The 1,758-nt window shown below is 31.3% G+C and carries 1 protein-coding gene and 1 pseudogene; both read right to left on the bottom strand.

Annotated elements, in window-relative coordinates; genetic code table 11:
- A partial coding sequence (gldG, locus tag RMN92_RS10045) for a gliding motility-associated ABC transporter substrate-binding protein GldG (RefSeq protein WP_309609317.1) occupies nucleotides 1-1,314 on the bottom strand: 1,314 nt, incomplete at its 3' end.
- A pseudogene (locus RMN92_RS10050) lies at nucleotides 1,314-1,758 on the bottom strand (gliding motility-associated ABC transporter permease subunit GldF); the annotation flags it as partial. The pseudogene RMN92_RS10050 and the gene gldG, both read right to left, overlap by 1 nt.

Consider the following 1,758-nt stretch of genomic DNA (forward strand, 5'->3'; position numbering starts at 1 on the left):
AAAAGCCAAAACCCTATTTTCATAAACAGACGAAAATTTACCTTCCAAAAGTATACTCATTGGAATATTTCCCGGAATATATTCTTCGATATTTGGTTTTTCGTTTACCAATTTCAAATTAATTTCGACTGGAGTTCCTACTTTTTTTGAATTTGGCGATGATTGTAGTAATATCGTTTTTTTGATATTGTTTTTTAAAGTATCAATACCATTTCCAAATTCAAGTTTCACGCCATCAATATTATTCACAATGGGATGTTTGCTTTCAGGGAAAATATAAGGAGAAAAATACCAAGGATATTTTTGATACTGTGTTTCGTTTCCTTTTTGACCTGAAGCCAGCGCAATTGGTGCGCAATAAATATCTTTTACCAAATTTGAATTTATTCTGAATCCATATTTGAAAAACATATCGTTCAATCCCAAATCTACTGGAAAAGCAAAACTTGAGCCAGTTTTATTTAAATCACTCATTTCAATAGCTACCGCATCAATGAGCCACAAGGTTTTTCCGCCATTCATTATAAACTGATCCAATACTTGTTTTTCTTGATCTGTAAATGCCTCTTTTGGTTTGGCAATAATAGCCAAATCGAAATTTTTTAAAGCCAACGAAATTTTTACAGGATCAACTTTTGCAGAATCTAGCGGGAAAGCGGCCAAAAAATAATTTTCGCTAATGGTTTTTAAAAAATCAGCTTTAAAAGCATCAGGCAATTCTTTTTTACCTTTAATAATGGCAATTTTTTTCTTTTTCTGAGTTGTAATTTTCTGAAAAGCATCGGTAAAGGCATATTCTAAGTGTTGTACAGAATTAACTACTTTTTGTTCAGTTGAGGCACCCATTTTATTTTTCAGTAAAGCCAATTTGGTGCTTTTGTCTTTGTAAGTCGCAATTGCCCAAGGAAAAACTGTTTCTTGCGATTGCTTTCCTTTATCGTCCACGGTTATTTTTACAGGAATTAATCCGCGTTGAATAAAAGAATCCATTATTTTATCGGCTTCTTTTGGATTTTCTAAAGGATTCACAAACTGATAAATAATATTTGGATTGTAAGCCTTAAATTCTTCTAGAATTTGCTTGGTTTCACTTTGCAAACGTTTGAATTCGGTTGGAAAATTCCCTTCCAAAAACACATCAATATACAAAGGTTCCTTGGCATTTTTTAATATTTGTATGGATGTTTGAGACAAAGTATATCGTTTGTCGTGTGTTAAATCAAATCGGTGAAAAATATAATTTCCAATAATATTAATCGCGATTATAGCAACAACTATGAGTAGTAAACTTTTAATGTTTTTATTATTTCTCATTATAATTTATACGATTTTAGTTTGTAAACTGTACATGATAAGAATAAAACGGTAATACTCACAAAATATAAAATATCTCGCGTATCCAGCACACCGCGACTCATACTTTTATAGTGATAATCCATACCTAATGAATTGATTGTGTTGCCAAAATTTCCCAGTACAGGATAGTTTGAAATACCCTGAAATCCAAAGTAAAATAAAAAACACAACAATACAGAAAGAATAAAAGCCACAATTTGGTTGTCTGAAAGTGTGGATGTAAAAACACCTATGGCAGTGTAGGAAGCCATTAAAAATAGTAATCCAAAATAGGATCCTAGAGTACTTCCAAGATCTATATTGCCTTCAGGCAAACCAAAATCATAAATTACTTTTACATAAATTAAGGTTGGGATTATGGCAATTATTAGCAATAAAAAAGCGCCAAGAAATTTGCCATTT

The organism is Flavobacterium sp. (genome assembly GCF_031363805.1).
Classification (GTDB): domain Bacteria; phylum Bacteroidota; class Bacteroidia; order Flavobacteriales; family Flavobacteriaceae; genus Flavobacterium.